The organism is Streptomyces sp. bgisy159 (assembly GCF_057707805.1).
Genome location: NZ_JBYIQX010000068.1, coordinates 1 through 25792, shown reverse-complemented (window position 1 = coordinate 25792; position 25792 = coordinate 1). Strand labels below are relative to the sequence as shown.

Sequence of the window (25792 nt, the reverse complement as noted above, 5' to 3'; positions counted from 1 at the left end):
CGACGGGGGAATCGCGTCAGGCACTGCGGGGGGTGGCTGAGATGGTGCGCGGGGCGGGTGGGGGGGCCGCCTCCACGAGCTGATGGTCGCGCTGGTCGAGGTTCACGAAGATCATTCCGTACCGGATGGCACACCGCACGGGCTGCGGCGCCCCCCGAGGCCGCCGCAGACACCGGTACGCCCGTACGTCGTCGTCCTCGTCCCGCGTCACCACGACCGGCTCGCCGAACACGGTCACCATCAGCGAGTCACCGCTGTGGGGGATGGCGGTGACCAGGTCGATGAAGTGCCAGCCGGAGCGGTAGGCGGTGGCCATCTCACGACGGAAGGAGCGATCGTCGGGTGGAGTGGTCACGTCAGCGCTCCGAGTCCATGACGCTCGCCGGCCAGACACTGTCCGCGACCACATGCTCCTTCGGAGCTATCGGCCAGACACTGTCCGCCCGGTTGTCGCCCTTCGAGCCGGAGAGGCCATGCACGGTTCCGACAGCCACTACGGCGGAGAAGGCGGCGACAAGCACCGAGCGAAGCATTCTGTTACGCATAGTCGGCTTCGTCCTCACTTGAAGGTCCCCTCTTCCCCCGTCGAGTACGACGATGGCTCATTCGGGCACGTCATGGCCACACAATCGATGCATCATGTTCCTGCACGTTCAGGACCCTGGGGGGTGGAGATTTGGTGACGAGTCGGACTAAGGCCACACATCCCCATGCGGTGACCGAGCTGTGCGAGGAGGGTGGCCGACTTTATGCGAACGCCCTGCGGGCGGGACGCATTGCGCGAACGGACGTGCAGGCGGCTCCGTGCCTGATGGAGTTCGCCCTCCTGCACCCCGACCCGGACGACCCTGACTGGCTGCGCCCCATACCCCCGGCGGTCGCTCTCGCCCAGCGGCTCAATCCCATAGAGCACGAGATTTCCGAGCGCAGACGGTTGTCCATTGAACTGTCCGACGTCTTCGAGCCATTCATGACCATCAGCGCCCAGACCACGACGGGCGGCTCGATCACCGTGCTGGAGGGCAGTACCCGCATCAACGAGGCGCTCAACCTGGCGACCGCCCAGTGCCAGACCGAGATGCTCACGGTCCAGCCGAGCGGCCACCGCCCCGAACAGAGCCTGATACAGGGGCTGGGCCGCGACCGGCCCCTGATCGAGCGGGGGGTCCGCATCAGGACCCTCTATCCGCACACCGCCCGGTACAGCCCGGAGAGGCTGGACTACGTGGCCCGGCTCTCCGACGGCAAGACGGAGCACCGGACCATCGACGGGCTGGTCGAGCGGCTCGTCATCTGCGACGAGGCCGTCGCCTTCATCCCGATCCGCGACGACCAGAAGGTCGCCCTGGAGCTCAGGCATCCGGGGCTGGTCCGGTACCTGATCAAGGTGTTCGAGTTCATGTGGGACCGGGCGGTGCCGCTGACCGCCGGCGCCCCGTACGAGACGGCGCCCGACGGCATCACGGAGATACAGCACTCGATAGCCAAGCTGCTCGTCGAGGGTCACGTCGACGAGGCCATAGCCCGCCGCCTGGGCATGAACGTACGCACCTGCCGGGCCCACATCGCCAAGCTGGCCAACGCGCTGGGCAGCGGCAGCCGGGCCCAACTCGGCTACCTCATAGCGCAGTCGGGGATTCTGAAACAGGAGAACTGACCGCGACCCGCACCGGACGGCAGGAGGTCACACCGGACGGGCCGTGAGCCACACCGGACGGGCCGTGAGTCCCGATCAGACGGCCGGGGACTCGCACCCTACGGCCGGGGGTCTCACCGGACGGCCGGGGGTCTCACCGGACTGTCGGGGGTCTCACCGGACTGTCGGGGAGCGCCGGCCGGGAACGGTCAGCGGGCCGACGGGCGGTCCGTCCAGCCCCACCTGCGCGATCCGCACACCCAACTGCGCACGGCTCGCCGCCCCCAACGTCTCCGACAGCCGCGCGATGTGCGCCCGGCAGGTCCGCACACTGATGCCCAGCCGCTCCGCGATCACCGCGTCCTGGTGGCCCTCCGCGAGCAGCGCGGCGATGGACTGCTCCCGGTGCGAGATGCCCTCGATACCGGTGTCGGGCAGCGGGGCCGACAGCGGGATCGCCAGCCGCCACAGCCGCTCGAACACCGTCACCAGGTAGGAGACGAGCGCCGGGTGACGCAGCTCCAGCGCCATGGTGCGCTCGGGGTTGGCGGGGATGAAGGCGACGGTCCGGTCGAACAGGATCAGCCGGTCGACGACCTCGTCCATGGTGCGCGCCTCGACCGTCCCGCCCATCAGCTCCAGGTAGTTCAGCAGCCCCTGCCCGTGCCGGGCGACGTGGTTGTACAGGTCCCGCATCCGCACGCCCCGCCCGCGCAGCGCCAGCGCCCGGTGCAGCCCCTCCGCGAGCTCGTCCTCGCGGCGGATGCCGCCGGGCTGCACGGTGAGCACCTCGGTGGTGCACGCCTGGGTCGCCTCGTCCATGGCCGCCTGGATGCGCGTCAGGCCGTCCAGGACGCGGATCGCCTGCCCCTCTCCGGGGCCGCCGGCCGACGCCGGGCCGCCCAGCCCGGCGTACCACTCGACGGCCGCCACAGCGGCGCCCACGCGCCGTTGGCTGGCGCTCACCTCGTCGTGCACCCCGCGCAGCAGCCGGGTCATGACCTCCTGCGGGGAGGTCGGCACCAGCCAGTCCATGTCGTCGGGGTCCGGGTGCAGCAGGGCCAGCTCCAGCAGACAGGGCACCGGCTCGGCGTCACGGCGCGGCACCCGCCCCCGTCGGACGGCCCGGGAGTACACCCGGTCCCCGGCCTCGCACAGCCGGTCGGCACCGTGAGGATGCTCCTGCGCCCCGCGCCCGGCCATCGCCCATTCCACCCCCGCTGTACGCCTCTTCCGCAGCGCAACTATGCGCGGCGAGGAGCGGCTCCGCAACACGGCTCCCCAGGGGCCCGGGCCGGAAATCCACCCCTGTGCGGGGGTTCGGCCGGACACCGGCGCCGACGGCCGGGGCGGCCGGTGTCATCGGCCGGGGACGGCCCGCGTCACTTCAGCTTCAGGGCCTGGCAGGCGTTCTTGTACTCGCTGGTGCAGATGTCGGAGACCTTGTAGATGCCGTCCGCGATGACGGTGTCCTTGATGTTGCTCTTGGTCAGCGCGACCACCGTCACCAGCTGCGCCGGGATCTTCTTGTGGGTGGGGCTGTCGACCCGGTCGCGGGTGAGGGCGTCGAACTGGATGTCGCGGCCCTGGACCTTGGCGACGGCCATCTCCGCGGCGGCCTCGGCCTCCTGCGGGTAGGACTTGTAGACGCTCATGTACTGCTCGCCGGCGATGATGCGCTGCACGGCGGCGAGTTCGGCGTCCTGGCCGGTGATCGGCGGCAGCTCGGTGACGCCGGCGTCCTTGAGGGCCTTGATGATGCCGCCGGCCATGGCGTCGTTGGCGGAGTAGACACCGCCGATCTTGCTCTTGCCGATCTTGTCGATCGCCTCGGCCATCTCCTGCTCGGCGAGCTCCGGCTTCCAGCCGTCGGTGTCGTAGCTGGCCGCGATGGTGACCCGGCCGTTGAGCTCGGAGAGCGCGCCCTGCTTGAACTGCCCGGCGTTCGGGTCGGTCGGCGAGCCGTTGATCATGACAATGTTGTCAGTGACCTCGGGAGAGCCCATGCCCTCGATCAGGGAGCGGCCCTGTACCTCCCCGACGAGTTCGTTGTCGAAGGAGACGTAGGCGTCGATCGGGCCCTCGGCGAGCCGGTCGTAGGCGATGACCGGGATACCGGCCTCCTTGGCCTCCTTCACGGTGCCCGCGATGGCCTTGGAGTCGACGGCGTCGAGCAGGATGACGTCCACCTTGTCGGAGATCATCTTCTGCATCTGCTCGATCTGCTTGTCGGAGTTCGCCTCGCCGTTGGCGTACACCGTCTTGCCCTTGTTGCCCGTGAGCGAGGCCACCTTCGCCTTGATGATGGGGTAGTCGAACTCCTCGTAGCGGGTGTTCGTCTTCTCCGGCATCAGGACGCCCACGGTGACGTCGTTGCCCTTGGTCGGACTCGCCTCGGCACCGTCCTCCGCCGCGCTCAGCATCCCGCAGCCGGCGAGCGAGAGGGTCATCGTGGAGGCGACCACAGTGAGGGCTATTCGACGCATTCAGGGGCTCACTTCAGGGGTGCGTGTGGACATGGGTACGACATGACGTCCCAGGTGTCTGAAAAGACAACGCGTCAGCGCATACCGGCGTCAAGCGAAATCACTTAACGAGATGGCAACATCACCCTCCGCTCAGCGGCCGAAGACGCAGGAAAGCAAGCCCAATTCGGTGCAAATCACCTCAAGGCCCCCTCTTCGGCGGGCCAGTTCCGCGACACGTTCACCACTCCTGCGCTCCACCCGTCCGGTCCTCCTCCCGTTCGCCACGGCGGCGCCCGCGCCCGATCCGTTCACAGGTACGAACGAACCCGGCCAGCCGAGCGGGCCGCCCGCAGCACCCCACGACCGCCCGGGGACCAACGCGCAGGGCCCGGGGGACCAACGCGAAGGGCCCGGAGTCGGACGGGACTCCGGGCCCTGCTGTGCGCCGACGCGCGGCCGCCGTAACGGCCCCCGTGACGAGTGGCGTGACGAGTGGCGGCGGCTTCAGTCCTTGGCCTTCTTCGGCCGCCACACCACCAGCGCGCTGGTCTGCTGCACCTCCTGGTACGGCACCAGATCGCGGCGGTACGACGCGTGCACCGCCGCCTCGCGCTGCTGCATGGCCGCCGCCGCGCCGTCCAGCGCCGCCTCCAGCTCGGCGACCCGGGACTGCAGCGCGGCGACCTGGTTCTCCAGTTCGATGATCCGCTTGATGCCGGCCAGGTTGATGCCCTCGTCCTGCGACAGCGCCTGCACCTGGCGGAGCAGTTCGATGTCGCGGGCCGAGTACCGCCGGCCCCGCCCGGGGGTCCGGTCGGGGGAGACCAGGCCCAGGCGGTCGTACTGGCGCAGCGTCTGCGGGTGCAGTCCGGAGAGCTGGGCAGCCACCGAGATGACGTAGACCGGGGTCTCCTCGGTCAGCTCGTACGGGTTACGTCGACGGCCGTCCATCTGCGTCATGCTCCCTTCGCGGCCTCGAACAGCTCCGCCCGCGGGTCCTCGCCCGCGGTCGCCTCGCGATACGCCTCCAGCGCGTCACGAGCCTTCCCCGACAGGTCCTTGGGAACACTCACCTCGACGGTGACCAGCAGGTCCCCGCGCGTGCCGTCCTTGCGGACCGCGCCCTTGCCGCGGGCCCGCATGGTGCGGCCGTTGGGGGTGCCGGGCGGCAGTTTCAGGGTCAGGGACGGGCCGCCGAGCGTGGGGACCTTGATCTCCCCGCCGAGCGCGGCCTCGGTGAACGTCACCGGCACGGTCACCGTGAGGTTGTCGCCCTTGCGGCCGAACACCGGGTGGGCGCCGACGTGCACGACGACGTAGAGGTCGCCGGCCGGACCGCCGCGCTCACCGGGCGCGCCCTTGCCGCGCAGCCGGATCCGCTGCCCGTCGGTCACCCCGGCGGGGATGCGGACCTGCATGGTGCGCGACGACTTGGCGCGTCCGCTGCCCTTGCAGTCGGGGCAGGGGTTCTCCGCGATCAGCCCGCGGCCCTTGCAGTCCGGGCACGGGTCGGTCAGCGAGAAGCCGCCGCCCGAGCCCCGGGCGACCTGCCCGGTGCCGACGCAGGTCGGGCACACGCGCGGCGTGCCGTTCTTGTCGCCGGTCCCGGAACAGGCCTTGCAGGGGGACTGTGAGGACATCCGCAACGGCACCGTGGCGCCCTCGATGGCCTCCGTGAAGCTGAGGGTGACCTCGGACTCGATGTCCTGGCCGCGCCGGGGCTGGGTCCGCGTGCCCGCGGCACCGCCCCGGTTGAACAGGCCACCGAAGACATCGCCGATGCCGCCGCCGAAACCGCCGCCACCCGCGCCGCCCGCGCCACCCTGGGCGCCGCCTCCGAAGAGGTCGCCCAGGTCGAAGTTGAAGGAGCCGCCGCCCCCGCCCGGCCCGGGGCGGAAGCCGCCGTTGCCGAACAGGGCGCGTGCCTCGTCGTACTCCTTGCGCTTCTTGGGGTCGCCGAGGACGTCGTTCGCCTCGGAGATCTCCTTGAAGCGCTCCTCCGCCTTGACGTTGCCCTTGTTGGCGTCCGGGTGGTACTCGCGGGCGAGCTTGCGGTACGCCTTCTTGATCTCGGCCTCGGTGGCGTCCTTGGGCACGCCGAGGACCTTGTAGTAGTCCTTCTCGATGAAGTCCTTGGTGCTCATCCTCGCCGTACCCCCTCTCCGCGGTTCTCCTCGGTCTTCCCGTCAGCCCTCGTCCGGGCCACCGCTCTCCTCGGTGTCGGCCGACTCGCTCTTGTCCGCCGCCTCGTCGGCCGCCTTGACCGTCTGGGCGCCGGGCTGCGGCTCGGCCACCGCCACCCGCGCGGGGCGGATGGTGCGCTCGCCGATCCGGTACCCGGGCTGCAGGATCGCCACGCAGGTCGTCTCGGTGACGTCCGGCGCGTAGCTGTGCATCAGCGCCTCGTGGATCGTCGGGTCGAAGGGCTCGCCCTCCTTGCCGAACTGCTGCAGGCCCATCTTGGCGGCCACGGTCTCCAGCGACTCGGCGACGGACTTGAAGCCGCCGACCAGCTCGCCGTGTTCCCGCGCCCGGCCGATGTCGTCGAGCACGGGCAGGAGTTCGGTCAGGAGGTTCGCGATGGCGATCTCCTTGACCGCGATCCGGTCGCGCTCGACCCGGCGGCGGTAGTTCTGGAACTCCGCCTGGAGGCGCTGCAGATCCGCCGTGCGCTCACCGAGCGCCATGCGAGCCTGGTCCAGCTGGGCCAGCAGGCCCGCGTCTGCTGCTTCGTCCCCGGCCGGGGCCGCTCCCTCGCCGTTCGGCGGGGTCGCGGCCTTCGGCTCGGCGTCGTCAGGGGTCGCGCCGGAGGGGACGTCGGGCTTCTCCTCGAAGCCCGGGGTCTCCTCCGTCACGCGGCACCGTCCTTGCGCTCGTCGTCCACGATCTCGGCGTCCACGACGTCGTCGTCGGCCTTCGGGGCCTCGCCGCCGGCGGCGGCACCGTCGCCCGCGGCCTGGGCCGTCTGGGCGTCGGCGTACATCGCCTGGCCCACCTTCTGCGACACGGCGCCGACCTTCTCGGTGGCGGTGCGGATCGCGGCGGTGTCCTCGCCCTTGAGGGCTTCCTTCAGCTCGGCGACGGCGGCCTCGACCTCGGTCTTGACCTCGCCGGGGACCTTGTCCTCGTTGTCCTTGAGGAACTTCTCGGTCTGGTAGACCAGCTGCTCGCCCTGGTTGCGGGCCTCGGCGGCCTCGCGGCGGCGGTGGTCCTCCTCCGCGTACTGCTCGGCCTCCTGGCGCATGCGGTCGACCTCGTCCTTCGGCAGCGAGGAGCCGCCGGTGACGGTCATCTTCTGCTCCTTGCCCGTGCCCAGGTCCTTCGCGGTCACGTGCATGATGCCGTTGGCGTCGATGTCGAAGGAGACCTCGATCTGCGGGACGCCGCGCGGCGCCGGGGGCAGACCGGTCAGCTCGAACATACCGAGCTTCTTGTTGTAGGCCGCGATCTCACGCTCGCCCTGGTAGACCTGGATCTGCACCGACGGCTGGTTGTCCTCGGCCGTGGTGAAGATCTCCGAGCGCTTGGTCGGGATCGTCGTGTTGCGCTCGATCAGCTTGGTCATGATGCCGCCCTTGGTCTCGATACCGAGGGACAGCGGGGTGACGTCGAGGAGCAGGACGTCCTTGACCTCGCCCTTGAGGACACCGGCCTGGAGCGAGGCGCCGATGGCGACGACCTCGTCCGGGTTCACACCCTTGTTGGCCTCCTTGCCGCCGGTCAGCTCCTTGACGAGCTCGGCGACGGCCGGCATGCGGGTGGAGCCGCCGACGAGGACCACGTGGTCGATCTCGCCGAGCTGGATGCCGGCGTCCTTGATCACATTGTGGAACGGCGTCTTGCAGCGCTCCAGCAGGTCCGCGGTCAGCTGCTGGAACTGGGCGCGGGTGAGCTTCTCGTCCAGGTGCAGCGGGCCCTCGGCGGACGCCGTGATGTACGGCAGGTTGATCGAGGTCTCGGTGGACGAGGACAGCTCGATCTTCGCCTTCTCGGCGGCCTCGCGCAGCCGCTGCAGCGCCATCTTGTCCTTGGACAGGTCGACGCCGTGGCCGGACTGGAACTGCTTGACCAGGTAGTCGACGACGCGCTGGTCCCAGTCGTCACCACCGAGGTGGTTGTCACCGTTGGTGGCCTTCACCTCGACGACACCGTCGCCGATCTCCAGCAGGGACACGTCGAAGGTGCCGCCGCCGAGGTCGAAGACGAGGATCGTCTGGTCGTCCTTGTCGAGGCCGTACGCGAGCGCGGCCGCGGTGGGCTCGTTGACGATGCGCAGGACGTTCAGACCGGCGATCTCACCGGCCTCCTTCGTCGCCTGGCGCTCGGAGTCGTTGAAGTACGCCGGGACGGTGATGACCGCGTCGGTCACCTTCTCGCCCAGGTACGCCTCGGCGTCGCGCTTCAGCTTCTGGAGGATGAACGCGGAGATCTGCTGCGGGTTGAAGGGCTTCCCGTCGAGCTCGATCTTCCAGTCCGTGCCCATGTGGCGCTTCACGGAGCGGATGGTCCGGTCCACGTTGGTGACGGCCTGGCGCTTGGCCACCTCACCTACGAGCACCTCACCGTTCTTCGCGAAGGCGACGACGGACGGCGTGGTCCTGGCACCCTCGGCGTTGGTGATGACGGTGGGCTCGCCGCCCTCCAGAACGCTGACGACGGAGTTAGTCGTGCCCAGGTCGATGCCGACCGCACGTGCCATGGTTGATTCCTCCAGCTGACTTGAGTGGAACAGGCTCAAGTGTGCACGACCCGCCGCCGCCGGTCAACAGACCTGAGCCGACGAGGCTCAACTCTTATCCCCTCCTTACACGCAAGGGGCGGAGAGGGGCGTTCTGAGCTGGGGTTTTACGGGAGGCGGGCGGGAGGGGGCGGGTGAGGGGGTGGTGTGCCCGGGAGTGTCGACGGCTTGACGCGTGGAGGTGGTCGGCGAGGACCGGGGGCTGAACGGCGGGGCGGGGGAGGACGGCCGAGGGGGAAGGGGGCGGCCGGCCGCGGAGGCGGCGGGTTGCCCGTGCCGGGGGCTGTATGCGCGGTGGGCCGAGGAAGGGACGCGGGTCACACGACGGGGCGCGGGAGTACGGGTCCCCTCACGGGCGGGCGGAGGGTGCCGCGGCGAGGTCCGGAGCCCACCCGACGGACGCCCCCCGGCCCGCACGCCCCCCGGCCCGGACGAACGCCAGGCCCGGACGACCCCCCGGCCCGGACGAACGCCAGGCCCGGACGAGGGACCGGACCGCACGAAGGGCCGGACCGGACGAAGGGCCGGACCGGACGAAGGGCCGGACCGGACGAAGGGCCGGACCGGACGAGAACCCGCTCCCGGTCGGCCCCGGCCCGCCCCCGTTCTGAGCCGAACCGTCCCCGCCGAAGCCCCCTCCCCCACCTCCCCGCGCGGCACACACCTCACTCACGACGCCTGGGCGGGCTCCCAGCGGCGACCGGGTCCGCGGCCCTCTCCGGCCTCGCGCGACTCGGCGACCTCATAGGTCCGGTCAGGTGCGGGGGAAGGCACAGGCTCGCAGCCACCCGAGGCCGGGCCGAGCCCCGCGGCAGGCTGCCTCGGGGCGGGCTGCCCAGCGGCGGGCTGCACCGGGGCGGGCCGCACGGGGGCAGGCTGCACGGGGGCAGGCTGCACGGGGGCAGGCTCGCCGCCGAGAAGGGGCTCCGGGGCCAGTACGGCTTCAGGACCCGGGCCGACGCCGACCTCACACCCGAGAACGGCTCCGCGTCCGTAGACGGTTCCACGACCCTGGGCCCCCGCATGATCCGGGCCGGTAGCGCCACCCACCGCACCCCCACCGTCCACGACAGCACCCCTACCGCTCGGCGCGGCTTCCCGGCCCAGGACGCTCCCGGCACCCACGGCCGCCCCACGGCCCGAGCCGCCGCCACGCCCCCAAGCACTGCCACGCGCCCAAGCACCACCCCCCGCCCAGGCACCGCCCCGTGGTGCCCAAGCACCTCCACGCCCGAAGCCAGGACCACGTCCCCACCCGGACCCACGTCCCCACCCGGACCCACGTCCCGAGCCGGACCCACGCTCCCAGCCGGATTCCCGGCCCGCCCCCGCTTCCCCCCGCGGCACGGCTCGGTGCTGCCGACCGGCGCCGGGGCGAGGCACGGGCCGGCGGCGGGCGGACGGGCCGGGCACCCGGAGCATGGCGAGCGTCAGCAGGGCCGCGCCGCCCGCCACCCACAGAGTGCTGCGAGGTCCGAGCCAGCCGCCGTGTGCCAGCACGGCGACGAGTACGGCGGCGAAGGCGGCCACGGTCAGGAGGACGGTGGCACCCGGCGGCGTGAGGCCGAGCCGCCGCAACCGGTGGCCGAGATGGTCCGGGCCGCCGCGCAGGAGCGGCCGCCCGGCGACGCGGCGCGCGACGACGACCACGACGGCGTCGACCACGGCCACCGCGGTGAGGGCGAACAGCACGCCCGCCCCGGCCACCGGATCGTGTCCCACGCGCGCGTGCACGCCCGCACCGGCGACCAGGAACCCCGAGAACAGCGACCCGCAGGCGCCGAGGCCGACCCGCGCCGGCGGCCAGTTGTGCATCAGGAAGCCGGTCAGCACCGCGGCCAGCACGCTCAGCAGTACCGCGAGTCCGTCGAGCACCTCCGCCGCCGCGCAGGCGGCCGCCCCGAACGCGGTGATCACCCCGACGGCCCCGGCCACCCCGTCCGCGTGGTCGAGCGACCGGAAGGCGAGCGCCACGACGGTCACCCATCCCGCCGCGAGGATGCCGCCGAGGACGCCGACATCCCCGTACGGCATGACGCAGGTGGCCGCGACCGCCGTACCGACGATCAGGAAGCGCGTGCGCAGCCGCCACGCGTCGGCGACCAGCCCCAGCCCGGCCACCACGGCGGCGGCCGTCAGCAGGGCACCCACCCCGGGTCCGAGCGGCGCGTATCCGCCGCTGTCCCCGACCCAGGCGACGGCGCAGGTGGCGCCCGCCACGGCGACCCCGCCGGCCAGCGGCACCCGCCGCTGGCGCTGCCGCCGGTCGACGAGTCCCACCCGCAGGGCGGGCACACGCAGCAGCGCGGCGAGGGAGGCGGCCAGGAGCAGGGCGGCGGTGGCGGAGGCGATTCCGTAGAGCACGGATACACGTTAGGGCGAAATGTACCAATTCGGTATGAATAACACGATCGGATCGCAACGGGAGCCGCCCCTCCCCACGCCACCCGGCGCGGGCACCCGGTGCGACGTCCGCCGATCCCCGCCCCACCCCCACCAGTGCGGCATCCTGGGAAGCACCGCCCGCCCGCGCGCCCACACACCCGCCCACCCCCCGCCCCCGGCGCTCAGGTCTGCCTCAGCGACACAGATCACCGCACGGCTGACTACAGTGCGGCGGGGGATGCGGGTAGTCTCGGACGGACTGCATAAGTTACCGCTTAGTAATCTCCCTCGCAGGCCCGAGGAGCCACCCCATGCAACTCGCCGCGATCATCGTGTCGATGGTCCTCATGGCAGTCGGCATCGCCCTGTTCGGCCGAGCCATCCTGCAGATCTTCCGCTTCTTGATGCTCGGCCAGCCCCTGCCGGCGGGCGCCCGGACCAACGACCCCGTCCTGCGCACCCTGACTCTGGCCAGGGAGTTCCTCGGCCACACCAGGATGAACCGCTGGGGCATCGTCGGTTTCGCGCACTGGTTCGTGGCGATCGGCTTCTACACGCTGCTGCTGACCATCGTGAACGCCATCGGCCAGCTCTTCGTCGCCGACTGGGTGCTGCCCGTCATCGGCGACTGGGCGCCGTACAACGTCTTCGTCGAGTTCATCGGCACCATGACGGTGGTCGGCATCCTGATCCTGATCGCCATCCGGCAGCTGTCCCGGCCCGGCAGGCCGGGCCGCAAGTCCCGCTTCGCCGGCTCCAACACCGGTCAGGCCTACTTCGTCGAGGCGGTCATCCTCGTCGTCGGCACCTGCATCTTCATGCTGCACGCCCTGGAGGGCGCGCAGCACCACGTCGACGGCTACGAGGCGTCCTTCTTCATCTCCTACCCGGTCGTCTCGTGGCTGGAGGGCATGGACCTCTCCACGCTGCAGAACCTCACCTACCTGTTCGCCGGTCTGAAGATCGCCGCGTCCTTCATCTGGATGATCACGGTGGCCCTGAAGACCGACATGGGTGTGGCCTGGCACCGCTTCCTCGGCTTCCCGAACATCTGGTTCAAGCGGAACGCCGACGGCGCGACCTCGCTCGGCGCGCTGCTGCCGATGACCTCCGGCGGCAAGCCGATCAACTTCGAGGACCCGGGCGACGACGACGTCTTCGGCGTCTCGCAGGTCGAGCAGTTCTCCTGGAAGGGCCTGCTGGACTTCTCCACCTGCACCGAGTGCGGCCGCTGCCAGTCGCAGTGCCCCGCCTGGAACACGGGCAAGCCGCTCTCCCCCAAGCTGCTGATCATGTCGCTGCGGGACCACGCCCACGCCAAGGCCCCGTACCTGCTGGCCGGCGGCGGCAAGACCATGGAGGGCGAGGAGAAGGCGTCCGAGGAGCAGCTGGCCGGCGTGCCCGCCGCGGCTCTGGCGGAGGCCGAGCGCCCCCTCATCGGCACCGCCGAGGAGAACGGCGTCATCGACCCGGACGTCCTGTGGTCCTGCACCACCTGCGGCGCCTGCGTCGAGCAGTGCCCCGTCGACATCGAGCACATCGACCACATCGTCGACATGCGCCGCTACCAGGTGATGATCGAGAGCGCGTTCCCGTCCGAGGCGGGCACCATGCTCAAGAACCTGGAGAAGAAGGGCAACCCCTGGGGCCTGGCCAAGAAGCAGCGCCTGGAGTGGACCAAGGAGGTCGACTTCGAGGTCCCGGTCGTCGGCAAGGACATCGAGGACCTGTCCGAGGTCGAGTACCTGTACTGGGTCGGCTGCGCGGGCGCGCTGGAGGACCGGGCAAAGAAGACCACCAAGGCCTTCGCCGAGCTGCTCCACATCGCGGGCGTGAAGTTCGCGATCATGGGCGGCGACGAGAAGTGCACCGGTGACTCCGCCCGCCGCCTCGGCAACGAGCCCCTGTTCCAGGAGCTCGGCATGGAGAACGTGATGGCCCTGAACACGGCGTTCGGCGAGGAGCTGGACGACGAGGGCAAGGTCGTCGCCGAGTCCGCCAAGCCGAAGTCGGCGAAGAAGATCGTCGCCACCTGCCCGCACTGCCTCAACACCCTCGGCAACGAGTACCCGCAGCTCGGCGGCGACTACGAGGTCATCCACCACACCCAGCTGCTCCAGCACCTGGTGGACGAGGGCCGGCTGATCCCGGTGACCCCGGTCGAGGGCATCATCACCTACCACGACCCGTGCTACCTGGGCCGCCACAACAAGATCTACACGCCCCCGCGCGAGATCATCGGCAAGGTCCCGGGCCTGCGCAACGAGGAGATGCACCGCCACAAGGAGCGGGGCTTCTGCTGCGGCGCCGGCGGCGCGCGGATGTGGATGGAGGAGCGGATCGGCAAGCGCATCAACAACGAGCGCGTCGACGAGGCCCTGTCCCTCAACCCGGACATCGTCTCCACGGCCTGCCCGTTCTGCCTCGTCATGCTGACCGACTCGGTCAACGGCAAGAAGAACGACGGCAAGGCCAAGGAGTCCATCCAGGTCGTCGACGTCGCCCAACTGCTCCTGGACTCCGTCAAGACGCCGGTCGACCCGGCGGGCGACGCGGAGGAGGAGAACGAGCCGGAGCCGGAGCCGGTGAAGTAACCGCCCTCCGAAGGCCGTTGATGCCCCCTGCCGACGACGGCGGGGGGCATCGCCGTTCCCCGGCTCCCGCTGGGCGAAATCGCTCCGGGTATTCCCCGGGGCGCTCACCAGGGGCTCCTCAGGCGCCCCTCAGGTGCTCCTCAGGTTGCCCCTTAGGGGATGTCACAGGTCGGCAGCAAAGGGCCCCCGTATGCCGGGCTCCCGCGCCTCCTCCCCGGCGACCAGGTACGTTCGATGACGTGGCTGGATTCAGGATCGGACGCGGCGGCCGGGACGACCGCGCCCCGCAAGCGCGACCGCAACACCCCCCGCACGGGCAGCAGGCGCCCCAGGCCCCGTCGTACGGCTATCCGCCGACGCCGCAGGCCCCGCAGCCGGCGTACCCCCAGTACCGGGGCGGCGGGCAGCCGCCGTACGGCGGTGGCTACGGCGGCAGTTACGGCGGACCTGGCGGACCTGGCGGACAGGGACCCACGGGCGGCCAGGGTGCGCACGGCGCACCCGGCGGACACGGCGGACACAGCGGACACGGCGCTCCCGGTGCGGACGAGCCGGAGTACTTCGGCGGCGACAACGCCCACGCCCCGCACGCCCCGCAGGACCGCTACGCCGCGAACAACCCGGGCCACACCCAGGCGTTCTCGATCGACGACCAGGCCCCCTACGGCCGGGGCGGCGGCCCCGGCGCGCCCGGCTTCCCCCAGGGCTACGAGGGCGGCCGGCAGGGCTACACCCAGGGCGAGACGTACCAGACCGGCGCGGCGGGCCCGGCCGCCCCGATCGGCCCCCGGCTGCGCTGGAAGGAACTGCTGAGGGGCATCGTCCTCTCCCCCGCGCAGACGTTCCTCCAGATGCGCGACTACACGATGTGGGGCCCGGCCCTCATCGTGACCTTCCTGTACGGCCTGCTGGCGGTCTTCGGCTTCGACGGAGCCCGCGAGGAGGCGATCGACGCGACGCTCTCCAGCCTGGTGCCGATCGTCCTGATGACGGCCGTGGCGATGGTGCTGAGCTCCTTCGTCCTGGGCGTGGTCACGCACACCCTGGCCCGCCAGCTCGGCGGCAACGGCGCATGGCAGCCCACCGTCGGCCTCTCCATGCTGATCATGTCCCTCACCGACGCACCGCGGCTGCTCTTCGCCATGTTCCTCGGCGGTGACGCGACCTTCGTCCAGGGCGTGGGCTGGGTCACCTGGGCGGCCGCCGGCACCCTCCTGACGATGATGGTGAGCCGCTCGCACGACCTCCCGTGGCCCAAGGCCCTCGGCGCGTCGGCGATCCAGCTGATCGCCCTGGTGTCGATCGTGAAGCTGGGCACGTTCTAGCGTTCCGGCGGCGTCCGGCGGCATTACGGCGGCGGGGCCCAGCGGCATTACGGCGGCGGCGCCCAGCGGCTTGGCGGCCGGGGTTCCGTCGGCGTTCCGTCGGCGTTCCGTCGGCACGGCGGGTAGGGGCCCGGCCCGACCTGACCACCCGACCCGGCCTGCCCCGGGGCCCCTCACTGCTCCCCTGCACTCGCGGCCCGGCTCAAGCGCCGTGGCGTCCGTGGGCGTAGAACTCGTCGTCCTCCTCGGACGGCTCCAGAGGGGCGTACTGCCGCAGCTCGCCGCCGCGGATCATCCAGAGCCGGAAGAACGACTCCTCCTGGTCCTGGACCAGGAGCTGCACGGCGTTCGGCTGCCGCCAGGGCGTCTCGGCAAACCGGCGCCTGAGCGCGTCGAGGTCGGCGTGGTCGAGGGCGCCGGCCCAGACCTCGCACTCGGGGTACTTCCCCCCCGCCCCCAGTCGGAGTCCTCGCCGGAGATCAGGCGCAGGCACCCGACACCGAGCACGTCGGGCTGCTCCCGCCGGGGCGCTTCGTCCCGCAGCCAGTCACTCAGAGCCTCGGCGTTCGGGGCGCCCTCGGGGCCGACGGCGACCATCACGTTGGCCACCCAGCTCATGGGCGCTCCCTTCCTCTCCGCCGACGCGCGAAGCGAACCTTCAGAGGGCTTCCCTGTTCTCCTTGGGCGCCTCACCCGACCTGTGCACGGGAGGCAGGACACTCCACGGGAAGTTGATCCAGTCGTCGGTGCGCTTCCACACGTACTCGCATTTCACGAGCGACTGGGACTTCTCGTAGATGACGGCGCTGCGCACTTCGGCGACGGTGTCGAGACAGAAGTCACGGACCAGCTTGAGCGTCTTTCCGGTGTCGGCGACGTCGTCGGTGATCAGGACCTTCTTGTCCGAGAAATCAATGACATTGGGGACGGGCGCGAGCATAACGGGCATTTCAAGGGTGGTGCCGACGCCCGTGTAGAACTCCACATTCACCAGATGGATGTTCTTGCAGTCGAGCGCGTAGGCGAGTCCACCGGCGACGAAAACGCCACCGCGCGCGATGCTCAGCACGATGTCCGGCTGATAGCCGTCGTCGGCGATGACCTGGGCCAGCTCACGGACGGCAGCCCCGAACCGCTCGTAGGTCAGATTCTCCCGCGCGCCGTTCATGTCGTTCACGCCGTGACCCTCAGACCCGGGTGCGGTGGAAATTACGGAAGGACCGGGAGGCGGTGGGTCCGCGCTGCCCCTGGTACCGGGAGCCGTACCGCTCGCTGCCGTACGGGTGCTCGGCCGGCGAACTGAGCCGGAACATGCACAGCTGCCCGATCTTCATGCCGGGCCAGAGCTTGATCGGCAGGGTGGCGAGATTGGACAGCTCAAGGGTCACATGGCCGCTGAATCCGGGGTCGATGAAGCCCGCGGTGGAATGGGTGACCAGGCCGAGCCGCCCCAGCGAACTCTTGCCCTCCAGCCGCGACGCGAGATCATCGGGCAGGCTGATGACCTCGTAGGTGCTGGCGAGGACGAACTCCCCGGGATGCAGAATGAACGGCTCATCACCCTCGGGCTCGACGAGCCGGGTGAGATCCGCCTGCTCGACGGAAGGGTCGATGTGCGGGTACCGGTGATTCTCGAACACCCGGAAGAACCGGTCGAGGCGCACGTCGATACTGCTGGGCTGCACCATGGATTCGTCGAAGGGATCGATCCGCACCCGCCCGGCGTCGATCTCGGCCCGGATGTCCTTGTCTGAGAGAAGCACGCCCTGAGGATACGCAAGACGCGCGGAGTCGCCCCCATCGGACGACTCCGCGCGCCAACCCGGTAACCGTTCGTTACCTCAGGCGATAACCCCTTCCACCGTCTCTCCCGGTGTCACCGCTTCTGCAGACTCACCGGCACGGCACTGCGCAGGCGGGCACACCGAGGACATCGGACGAGCCGCCCGGGGCCGAGCCGCTCGGCCTGCTGCATCGGGAACGAAGTGGTGCTGAACACGTGCCCATCGGCACAGCGGACGAGGGTGCGTTCCATCAAGTCCTAGAGTCCCTTCCCCAAGAGCCGCGTCACGACTGGCTGGGATGCCGTGACGACGAACGCCACATTACGGGATGAAAGGGACGGCCCTCCAGGCGGCACTCCGACCCCGCCGAGCCCCTCTCCAACCCCGCCACCGTACGCCCCAACTCCCGCACCCCGCAGCCCGATCCCACCCCCGCAACACCCCTGAAACGCACTCAGACCCCGCGGTGCCAGCACCGGGGGTCTGCCATGAGGTAGAGTGACCAAGCAGTCGGACCCCGACTCCGGTCGGTGTCTTACGCGGGTGTAGTTTAATGGTAGAACATCAGCTTCCCAAGCTGAGAGCGCGAGTTCGATTCTCGTCACCCGCTCCATGATTAAGGCCCAGGTCAGAGACCCGGGCCTTTTTGTTGTGCTCTGCGATCACTCGCCGCGTGCCAGATTCGTGCCAGAAGGCTTGTCGGGCCCCTTCTCGGCTGCGGCGACCCGCGCCTTGCGTACGGTCGCGTCGAGGCCGGCGGCGACCTCTTCCTGTCGTTCGTCGTCGGAGTGCTGGTAGATCAACGCCGCCTTCTCGGAGGACCGCCCGGCGAGGACCATGGTGTCCTTGAGGATGGCCCCGGACCGGGTCGAGACTCCCGGCGGAGGAACGCGGAAGGAAGCACAGTCCGGGCGCTGGCGTCGCTCTTGGTTGACCTGTCAAGCGCCATTGCTGCTACGTCGTCAGGCGACAACTGCGCCTGAAGCGCACGATGGAAGCAGCAACACGGAGAGGGGCAGCCCATGAACAGGCAGCATCGTGCCCGGGACCCGAAGACGCCGCCGCAACCGGGATGGGGACCCAGGTCTCACCAACCGCCGCCGCCCCAGCAGTCGACCGCATGGCCGAATGCCGCCCAAAGCGCTTCTTCCCCCGGACAGCCGCCAGGACAGGCCCCAACCGCACCCCCACCGAGGAAACGGCGGCGCGTCTTCTTCTGGGTCTTCCTGGCGGTACAGATCCTCTTCCTCATCTGGGTGATCACAGGCGCGGCAAGCGGCAGCGGCACACCGGAAGACTGCAAGGGGCTGACTGGCGACCAGTTGGAGTTGTGCAACGACGCGAGCGACGTCGGGACCACGATCGGAGTGGGTCTCATCATCGGGCTCTGGGTGGCCGCTGACTTCATCCTGGGGCTCACGTACCTGGTCTACCGACTGGCTACTCGGCAGCCGCGCGCGTAGAGCTGCGTCAGTTCACACGGTAGGTGTCGTCCAGCACCCGCCGGTCAGCGGGAAGCAGCACGTCAGAGACTTGCAGGGGCTTGGCCGGAAGCAACAAAGGCCACGGGTGGGACATCCCCGGCGGAGCGCATTCCCGTCATGACGTCCAGGCATCATCGACCATGAAGGAGACCACTGTCCCGCCGAAGCGGCTGGGCCCGGAGTGCCACGAGTCGGCGATGGAGTCGACCAGGAGCAGCCCGCGTCCGTGTGCGTCGTTGGCATCGGGCCGGCGCCGCCGCACGTTCGCCGGGAAGCCAGGGTTGTGCACCTCGACCCGGAGCGAGTCCCCCTCGCGGAACCACTCGACCCGCACAAGCCACGGATCCTCCGACCGCCCGAAGACGATGGCGTTGGTCACCAACTCCGAGATCATCAGAACGCAGTCGTCGACCGAGCAGACCGGGTCGTACGGGGCGATGAACTTCCGGAACCAGCGCCGCGCCCGGGGGATGGACTCCGCGACGGGGTGCAAGGTCATCGCCCCGAGCCGAGGTGAGTCCTCAGAGGGACAGCGGTCGATCATGTAGGCCATCCGCGCTCACTCCTTGCCGCTGCCGTCGCAGTCGAGGCAGCGCCGTTTCGATGTGGCACGCGTGCGGTCGGCGGCGGTGGCCAGTGCCAGGGTCGTACGCGAACCGACACGCTTCCATCCGCGCCCCCGGCACCCTCGGCACGCTGGGCGCGTGCCCCGATCCGGCCGCTGACTCGTCACGCCATGCCCCCTTCCGATCAAGTGGCCTTAGCCACTTACTGGATAGTGGCATTGTCCACTTGGGCTGTGCAAGCGGTTCGCCACGATTGGCGAGTCGTCAGGAGAGCGGGTAGCCCTGCTCGAACGCCCAGCGGTGCGGCGGGTAGGTGGCTTCGGCGAACTCCAGCGGCCGGTCCTGGAGGTCGAAGACGACGTGATGCACGATCAGGACCGGCGAGTTGGGCTCCAGATGCAGGTCGGTGGCTTCCTCGTTCGTTGCCGTACGGGCGCACATCCGGTCTTCTGCGTAACTGCCCTGGCGACCGGTCATGTTCTCGACGTACAGGAGGGTCCCTTCCTGGATCCGCCTCGGATCCGTCAGCTTGGGCGCCCGCCGGCCCACATCTGCCGCGAACCACGAGGTGGACAGAGTGATGGGCCCGTCCTGGTTGTTGGTGACCCGTCGCCGGTGCACGGCTCGACGGTCCTTGACCAGGCCGAGCGCCTCAGCGACGTGATCCGGGGCGTCGAGCCAGCCCGCCGAGGTGATGACGGCGTACTCGCCGGAGGTGTAGATCTTCCCGGTCTGCCGGGCACGCCCGTACAACTCGCGGGCCCGCCGGTTCACTTCGAGGCTGCGTACGTAGGTGCCGGACCCCTGCCGCTTCTCGACAAGCCCCTGATGACTCAGCGCCTCCAAGGCCCGCGCGGCCGTCGGCCGGGACACCTTCCAGTCGGCCGCGAGTTGCCGTTCCGAGGGAACCTCGTCTCCCGGTCGCAGGTCACCCCGAAGAATCTGATCGCGGATGAAGTGCGCGATCTGGAGATACTTCGGCTGAGCCTCCTCGATCTGGGGCATGTGCCCTCCTCGTCCCGTGCCGCATGGTCGGCAAGTGGCTATGGCCTCTAGCCACTATAGGGTGAGTGGTCAACACCGGAACCCGTACTCTTGGGCCCATGACGCGGTTGATCGTCGCAGCAGGAGGAGGGGGCGACGCAGTCGCCGCCGCCATGCTCCACGCCGCCCTGTACAGCAACGACAGCGATCCGGCGGTGATCCTCACGTACGCGTGGGACCGCTTGCTGATCGACCCGGTACCGGGCCCGCGAGGAGCCGACGACTTCACAGGCCTGGAGCCGATCACCCCGGCCGTCTGGAAGGTGCCGGCGCAGGCCCGCCCCATCGCACCGGCGGGATCCACTCTCCCCCGACTCGCGGCAGAACTCCCGCACACGTTCGCACTGCTCGACCCGAAGCAGGGTGCCGAGGGCGTGACCCGCCAGCTCGAAGAGTTGGTGACCCACCTGGCGCCCGAGTCGATCGACCTCCTGGACGTCGGCGGCGATGTGCTGGCCCGGGGCGATGAACCGACACTCAAGAGCCCACTCGCGGACGCCCTCACACTGGCAGCGTGCTGCCAGACGAACGCACCGATCCGGCTGCTGATCGCCGGTCCGGGCCTGGACGGCGAACTGCCCCTCGACGACCTGCTCGGCTTGCTCGGTCCAATCGTCCACACCTTCACCGCGAAGGACGTGAGGCCCATCAGCCCGGTCCTGGAGTGGCACCCTTCCGAGGCCACCGGCATGCTCGCGGCAACCGCCCGAGGAGTGCGCGGCACGTGCGAAGTCCGGGACGCCGGGCTCCCTATCCCTCTCACCGACGAAGGGCCGGCCGTCCACGCAGTCGACCTGGACGAGGCACTGAGCCGCAACGAGTTGGCCCGCGTGGTCCTGGCGACGACCACCTTGGACGAGGTGGAGGCCCTGTGCCGTGAAGTCTGCGGCTTCTCGGAGATCGACTACGAGCGCAACAAGGCCCTCTGGCTCAAGGACCAGCAGGCGGCGAAGCTCGACCCCCAAGCGGTACTGGCCGGCGTCGAGCAGTTCGAGGCGGAGGCCCGAAGCCGCGGAGTCACCCACACGACGTTCCGCCACCTCACCGAGGCCCTGAACATCAACGGCTCGCAGCGGGACGCCCTCCGCACCCTGCTCATCAACAGCCGACCGGAGCAGTACACGGCCCCACTGTGGCAGATCACATGACAAACGACCACGAGTCCCCGTTCGCCACCGATCTACCCGACCCACAGAGCACACTCACCCGTACCGACTGGGCAGAGTTGCAGCATGCTTACGGGCGAGCCACAGACGCGCCCAGGACACTGGTGGCGCTGCTGGATCCAGAGCAGGATGTGAGAACGAGAGCGCTCGAAGACCTTCACAACGTCCTGCACCACCAGAACACGCTGTACGAAGCGACACCACCCACGGCGCTCTACGTGGCCGCCATCCTGCCGGACACGAGGACGCTGCGCTCAGTCGACAAGGACCACCGAGCCTTCCCAGGCTGCGTGCGAGCCGAACTACTGCTCTGGATCGCATCGGTAGCGAACGAAGTGACCGACGCAGCCGATGCGATAGGCCAACAGCACGGGTTTCCGCTCGACGACTATCCGCCGGCGGTCGCCATACGCGAGATCCGACCGTTGTTGTTCTCAGCAGCTTCCGCATACGCCAACGATGCCGACCGTGCCGTGAGCGAAGCAGCGCTCTCAGCCTGCATACCGCTCTTGGACGATCACAGGCTGCTGCACCATAGGGCGGCATTGGTGTTCGTAATCCGACAGGTCCTCGGAACCAGCGAGCTGTGGCAGCACCGCGAGCGAGCTATCGATGCACTCAACGCATGGGGCGAGGACTCCTCAGGATTGGAAGGTCAGCGGAATCCCTTCCTGTTCTGCGACACCGACCTATCGCCCCACAGTTCGCCGTGGGGCGCTGATCAAAGCACCACCCAAGGTCGCGTGGACGATCCGCCGTTCTGACGAACCATTCCAAGATCATCAACGCGCTCAGCCGTTGAGTAACAACCTTCTCTACGGGTTCAAGGCGGCTCGCTCCGCTCCCCGCGCGCGGCCCGGCCCCCTGCCGGGCCTGCGCTCCTGTCTCCGCCCCGCTCCAGCCCGGCCGGCGCCCGTGCCGCGCTCAAAGCAAGCGGCCGCGTAATGCTAGAGAAGGGATATGAGGGTGGGTTGAGGCGCCCAAAAGCCCCGTCCTCCTATTGAGACGGCATAACAACCTTCACTCCCTTTCCCAGGGATGACGCGGGAGCAGCAAGTTGAACCGGCTCAGTAAAACGGATCTGCACATCGCGCATCCCAGTGAAAGGCGAGAGATCCACGGCGCGATTGGCCCGCCCTCGACGCACTAGTACACTAAGCGATTTCACGTCTTTAATAGCCGCAAGCATGGGGAGGTTCTTCTGTCTTACAGAAAACGCGCCCACACGCAGGTTGGTCATTCCACTCAGAGCCCCAACATTTTTGAAATTTTGGACATGCATTAGCTGAAGCATCATTAGACTGTCAGCACCTTCGAATTGAGCGAAATCGACTTCTGTACAAAACGTAAACGTCACCCACTCCAGGCTCGCGAATTGATCATTCTGTGCGAATCCAGTCACCGGACCAGCAGATCCGATTTGGAGACGCCTCAGATTCTCGAGGGCAGGGAATCTGTTGAAGTCAAATGGCGCAGAGTCTTTGATGTGCAGCGTCAGGGTGACGAGGTTCTGCAACTGGCCGAGACTCTGAAAGTTCCCCTCTTCCGGATCAAAGCTTCCCAGAGCGAGGCCCCGCAGGTTGGGAAGTTGAGCAATGCGATCCATGGCTGGTTCGGAGTTATTCCAGAGCGCAAGATGCCTGACTGAGTGACAGCTTTCGAGCCAATCATAGTTCTTTATAGGGCAGCCACATTGAAGGGTTTCCAATTCGGGAAAGTGGCGTAGAGCAGGCAGCAATTGCTCGTGATCGATCACGAGTTCCCTGCGCGCGATAGGCGATTTACTCATGACACGTTTGGCGTACTCATCTACGTCAAATTGAGTCCAAGCGCGAGATAGTTCCGCGTAGACGGCTTTACGACCATCGGAACCATAACCGCCCAAAATATCCAGGGCCCCTTCGCCACCAACCAAGCTCGCTGTCCGAACGGTAGATGCCGCTTGCTGAGCAAGCAGCCGACGCCCGGAGCGAGGCAACAGGGGAAGCACTGACTCACCTACTGCTGCCAGTTCCTTCGCCTCAGAAACCTTAGAAGAGGGTATCAATTTCTCGGCATGTTGCCTGACGAGATCATAGGTTCCTCGATCAAGTTGGTCGGCATTTTCCAAACAAGCAGCGGCAAGCAAGTGCAGCCTAGCCATGTTTGCCGGCTCATTCTCCCCTCGTTCAATCAACTGATTGAGAATTTTGCTGCATTCTTCTGGTCGAGCATGCCCTACTGCCATGGCGACGACTTCCTGCCATTGGTCCAGGTGTGCATTCCTTACCAGTGAACCAATATCGTTGAGTGACACAATCGTCGCAGCCGCGAGGTACTCCAGGAAAGTGCGGTGAATGAAATCAACCCGCCCTTCCACAGGCCGTCGCAATAGGCCGCTGCGAACCATCAAGTATTTGTATACTTCGGGACCGCTAGAGTGAACCGACGGCATCGACTCCAAGGCCAACCGCACCTGATCAATTGCTTGATCTTCTGTGGTGTCGGTCAATTGGTTGCGTAGAAGCCAGTATGCGAAGTGGCCCAGAATTCTTTGCTTCTGATTAAGTGTCAGATTTGGCGCATCGGAATGGTTAATACGCCTCTCAACATCACGACGTACCAGGAGCATCTCAAGGGCTGCCGAGTAAAGCTCCATGCGGCCCTGCGGAAGCTGCATACGCCGATCCCGGCTGAGCGTGCACAGAAGAGCGCATAGGAGTGGGTTGGATGCCAACTTACGAAGCTGGCGCTGCCCGCGAATTGCCTTTGCAAGCTCACCTTCGTACCGGGCAAGTTCGTCAATCTCTTCATCAGTCGATTCGGCCGGCAAGCACGAACGAGCAGCATCGTGCCAGTGGCTTACAAAGTTCGCGATGTCCAAGCTACTCATCGGCAGCATGTCAACTGATGTAAAATTCTGCCGACTCAGCCATCGTTCTTCCGCAGCGGCAGGACGCGAAGTGACGATATACCGAGCTGTTGGGTAGGTATCGAGTAGCTCATCAAGCCATTCCTTGGCTTCTTCTCGCCGATTCTCGGGCAGCTCATCCACGCCGTCGATCAGAATAAATGCACGTCCACTCCGAAGAACGCGATTTACCCACCCGCTGGGCATCTCTCCAGCGAGGTGCTTGCCAATTTCGTTCAGAAAGTCGTGTGCAGCTGGAAGGTCGCGATCGGCAAATCGACGCAACGGTAGCAGAAATGGAATATAGCCATTGAAATTGCGAAGCTCACCATCAAGCGAGCGGCGCGAAGAATGCACCGACAACCAGCGAAGTAGCGTACTTTTCCCCGACCCTGCGTCTCCGCGAAGCAAGATGCGCTGGAAAGTAGCGATAGCACTCTCGGAACGAAGCCCGCCGCTTACTTCGCCTCCAACATCAGCGACACCCGCATGCCAGGAAGTTGCACCCTCAACTCCGAGGCTCACCAGATCCTTTTCAAATTCGCTTTTCCCAGGATTAGATTTATCGGATTCTGCAACGGAAAGACTGATGTAAGCAGTACTTAGTGGATAGGCTCGCTGGTCTGGTTGGGAGAGTGTCACACCGAAAAGCTCTAGCTGGTCGAGCTTTGCGACAACTACCTCTGAGTACTTTTCCTCGAATCTAACCTCAGCGGCGTTCGCGTCATCAATAACCGATTGGCGAACGTTGCGCAGCTCTTTCGCGACCTGGGTCATACGCTTGAGTTGCTCGACATTTGCTCTGGCTAGAAACGACGGCCAGGTCGTCACAAAGTTGAGAACTTGAGCAGAAACTTCTGTCACTAGGCGAGCGTAAAGGTTGTATCCAGCCTCGCTAAGCCCGATCCTCGAGACCTTCTCTTGAGTCTCCGCCAAAACCTGCTCAGCATGCAAACGCGGGTCGAAGTCGGTATCAAAAACATCAATTGAAACGGAGGCGAAAGAATCAATGACCGCTTGAAATGAAGCGTTGACTTCCGATTCAGGCAAACCTGAATATTCATTTCGCATGAGCGTTTCCATGATCGAGGAAACATGCTTCGCGAATTCCTTGATATCCCGATCCGTAATTTCCACTGCCGGGATCAACTTATTTCTGAACCTGCCGGTGGATCCTCCAGTTACGATCAGTGCGCCCGACTTCGGCGCTAGCGCAGACCTTACAGCGGCAGAAGCAGCGGAACGGAGTGCACCAGTGGCGACCTTGTATGCGAGCTGTTCCCACCCAACCATGTTTTTGCCCCCACTCGCTTGCACAAGCTGTCAGCACATCATCTTAGTGGAGTGCTGCTCGAATAGCTGGGATTCTTCACTACTGAACTGATGCACCAGTTGTACCACCGCACGGCACGCGGTCACTCACTCGATCGCAGGTCACCGCCGAAGACGACCCTGAGTCGTACAGATGAGAGGCTCAAGTCTGATGCACCTACCTACCTGCCGTCATGGGCTCAGGCTCAGTACCCAGTCCACCAAAGCGGCAGCCGTACACAGCGTACGTAGCACTCCGACTCACCAGGGCCAGTGTGGTGGACAAGCGATTGGCTATCCGGACGCCCCCCGGGGGGGCCGATGGCAGAATGCCAACAACGTGGCTGCGGCTGGTGGGGGTACAGCGAGACACACGCGCGCCTGATGGCTCGGCGCACCCG

19 protein-coding genes, 1 tRNA gene and 1 pseudogene are annotated in these 25792 nt (G+C 67.5%); 6 read left to right on the top strand and 15 right to left on the bottom strand.

Annotated features, from left to right (window positions below):
* Positions 1-16 precede the first annotated feature (16 nt).
* Positions 17-355: a hypothetical protein gene (locus AC3ET3_RS34435; protein WP_432138370.1), complete on the bottom strand. Its 339-nt coding sequence runs from the start codon at positions 353-355 to the stop codon at positions 17-19.
* A 306-nt stretch (positions 356-661) separates the two neighbouring features.
* Between AC3ET3_RS34435 and AC3ET3_RS34430 the strand changes: the two genes are divergently transcribed.
* Positions 662-1657 (top strand): helix-turn-helix transcriptional regulator, encoded by a 996-nt coding sequence (locus tag AC3ET3_RS34430; protein WP_435613566.1) that lies wholly within the window; start codon positions 662-664, stop codon positions 1655-1657.
* Positions 1658-1810: 153 nt separating this feature from the next.
* Here the strand turns inward: AC3ET3_RS34430 and AC3ET3_RS34425 are convergent, their stop codons facing one another.
* From AC3ET3_RS34425 to AC3ET3_RS34395, 7 genes are all read right to left on the bottom strand, one after another.
* Positions 1811-2839: a helix-turn-helix transcriptional regulator gene (locus tag AC3ET3_RS34425; RefSeq protein WP_432138369.1), complete on the bottom strand. Its 1029-nt coding sequence runs from the start codon at positions 2837-2839 to the stop codon at positions 1811-1813.
* Between the two features lie 179 nt (positions 2840-3018).
* Positions 3019-4122: a sugar ABC transporter substrate-binding protein gene (locus AC3ET3_RS34420; RefSeq protein ID WP_432158940.1), complete on the bottom strand. Its 1104-nt coding sequence runs from the start codon at positions 4120-4122 to the stop codon at positions 3019-3021.
* A 486-nt stretch (positions 4123-4608) separates the two neighbouring features.
* Complete coding sequence (locus tag AC3ET3_RS34415; RefSeq protein ID WP_432138375.1) at positions 4609-5055, bottom strand: heat shock protein transcriptional repressor HspR; 447 nt, start codon at positions 5053-5055, stop codon at positions 4609-4611.
* 5 nt (positions 5056-5060) lie between these two features.
* Positions 5061-6248, bottom strand: a complete 1188-nt coding sequence (gene dnaJ / locus AC3ET3_RS34410; RefSeq protein WP_435613564.1) for a molecular chaperone DnaJ — start codon at positions 6246-6248, stop codon at positions 5061-5063.
* Positions 6249-6290: 42 nt separating this feature from the next.
* Positions 6291-6959: a nucleotide exchange factor GrpE gene (gene grpE, locus AC3ET3_RS34405; protein ID WP_432138366.1), complete on the bottom strand. Its 669-nt coding sequence runs from the start codon at positions 6957-6959 to the stop codon at positions 6291-6293.
* Entirely contained in the window at positions 6956-8803 is a 1848-nt protein-coding gene (dnaK, locus tag AC3ET3_RS34400; RefSeq protein ID WP_432138365.1) for a molecular chaperone DnaK, read from the bottom strand. The genes grpE and dnaK overlap by 4 nt, the downstream gene beginning before the upstream one ends.
* A gap of 708 nt (positions 8804-9511) precedes the next feature.
* On the bottom strand, positions 9512-11206 hold the full coding sequence (locus AC3ET3_RS34395; RefSeq protein WP_435613563.1) for an MraY family glycosyltransferase: 1695 nt from the start codon (positions 11204-11206) through the stop codon (positions 9512-9514).
* Positions 11207-11538: 332 nt separating this feature from the next.
* Between AC3ET3_RS34395 and AC3ET3_RS34390 the strand changes: the two genes are divergently transcribed.
* Together AC3ET3_RS34390 and AC3ET3_RS34385 are read left to right on the top strand one after the other, a co-directional pair.
* Complete coding sequence (locus tag AC3ET3_RS34390) at positions 11539-13821, top strand: (Fe-S)-binding protein (protein ID WP_435613562.1); 2283 nt, start codon at positions 11539-11541, stop codon at positions 13819-13821.
* A gap of 239 nt (positions 13822-14060) precedes the next feature.
* Positions 14061-15146 (top strand): Yip1 family protein, encoded by a 1086-nt coding sequence (locus AC3ET3_RS34385; RefSeq protein WP_435613561.1) that lies wholly within the window; start codon positions 14061-14063, stop codon positions 15144-15146.
* Positions 15147-15348: 202 nt separating this feature from the next.
* Here the strand turns inward: AC3ET3_RS34385 and AC3ET3_RS34380 are convergent, their stop codons facing one another.
* The 3 genes from AC3ET3_RS34380 to dcd form a co-directional block, all read right to left on the bottom strand.
* Entirely contained in the window at positions 15349-15639 is a 291-nt protein-coding gene (locus tag AC3ET3_RS34380) for a hypothetical protein (protein WP_432158936.1), read from the bottom strand.
* A gap of 165 nt (positions 15640-15804) precedes the next feature.
* On the bottom strand, positions 15805-16314 hold the full coding sequence (locus AC3ET3_RS34375) for a phosphoribosyltransferase (protein WP_432138374.1): 510 nt from the start codon (positions 16312-16314) through the stop codon (positions 15805-15807).
* Positions 16315-16333: 19 nt separating this feature from the next.
* A complete protein-coding gene (gene dcd, locus AC3ET3_RS34370; RefSeq protein WP_432138360.1) occupies positions 16334-16909 on the bottom strand; it encodes a dCTP deaminase in 576 nt (191 codons plus the stop codon).
* Positions 16910-17469: 560 nt separating this feature from the next.
* Here dcd and AC3ET3_RS34365 point away from each other — a divergent pair.
* Positions 17470-17543: transfer RNA gene (locus AC3ET3_RS34365), tRNA-Gly, on the top strand.
* Positions 17544-17592: 49 nt separating this feature from the next.
* Here AC3ET3_RS34365 and AC3ET3_RS34360 read toward each other — a convergent pair.
* From AC3ET3_RS34360 to AC3ET3_RS34350, 3 genes and pseudogenes are all read right to left on the bottom strand, one after another.
* A pseudogene (locus AC3ET3_RS34360) lies at positions 17593-17805 on the bottom strand (tyrosine-type recombinase/integrase); the annotation flags it as partial.
* A gap of 724 nt (positions 17806-18529) precedes the next feature.
* On the bottom strand, positions 18530-18967 hold the full coding sequence (locus AC3ET3_RS34355) for an ATP-binding protein (protein WP_435613560.1): 438 nt from the start codon (positions 18965-18967) through the stop codon (positions 18530-18532).
* A 277-nt stretch (positions 18968-19244) separates the two neighbouring features.
* Positions 19245-19985: a GntR family transcriptional regulator gene (locus tag AC3ET3_RS34350; RefSeq protein WP_435613559.1), complete on the bottom strand. Its 741-nt coding sequence runs from the start codon at positions 19983-19985 to the stop codon at positions 19245-19247.
* 152 nt (positions 19986-20137) lie between these two features.
* Between AC3ET3_RS34350 and AC3ET3_RS34345 the strand changes: the two genes are divergently transcribed.
* Both AC3ET3_RS34345 and AC3ET3_RS34340 read left to right on the top strand, forming a co-directional pair.
* Positions 20138-21172, top strand: a complete 1035-nt coding sequence (locus AC3ET3_RS34345; RefSeq protein ID WP_435613565.1) for a DUF1152 domain-containing protein — start codon at positions 20138-20140, stop codon at positions 21170-21172.
* 122 nt (positions 21173-21294) lie between these two features.
* Positions 21295-21954 (top strand): hypothetical protein, encoded by a 660-nt coding sequence (locus tag AC3ET3_RS34340; protein ID WP_435613558.1) that lies wholly within the window; start codon positions 21295-21297, stop codon positions 21952-21954.
* A 233-nt stretch (positions 21955-22187) separates the two neighbouring features.
* On the opposite strand, the gene AC3ET3_RS34335 is transcribed toward AC3ET3_RS34340, so the two are convergent.
* Entirely contained in the window at positions 22188-25217 is a 3030-nt protein-coding gene (locus AC3ET3_RS34335) for an NACHT domain-containing protein (RefSeq protein WP_435613557.1), read from the bottom strand.
* Positions 25218-25792: the final 575 nt, after the last annotated feature.